Origin of the sequence: Clostridium boliviensis, assembly GCF_033342255.1 — a bacterium.
Lineage (GTDB): Bacteria > Bacillota > Clostridia > Lachnospirales > Lachnospiraceae > Lacrimispora > Lacrimispora boliviensis.
Genome location: NZ_JAWONS010000070.1, coordinates 1 through 213 on the forward strand (window position 1 = coordinate 1; position 213 = coordinate 213).

1 protein-coding gene is annotated in these 213 nt (G+C 62.4%); it reads right to left on the reverse strand.

Features of this window, described 5'->3' with window-relative positions; translation table 11 throughout:
- The coding region (locus RZO55_RS02985) for a hypothetical protein (protein ID WP_318062807.1) at positions 1-213 on the reverse strand (213 nt) is incomplete at both ends.

A 213-nucleotide genomic window follows, 5' to 3' on the forward strand; every position in this document is an offset into this window, starting at 1 on the left:
CGCTCCGGTATCACCAGTAGGTCCGGTATCACCAGTCGGCCCGGTATCGCCAGTAGGTCCGGTATCGCCAGTCGGTCCGGTATCACCAGTCGGCCCAGTAGGTCCAGTAGATCCAGTAGGTCCGGTTGCTCCAGTAGGTCCGGTAGCGCCAGTAGGTCCGGTAGCTCCAGTAGGTCCGGTGTCTCCAGTAGGTCCGGTAGCGCCAGTAGGTCC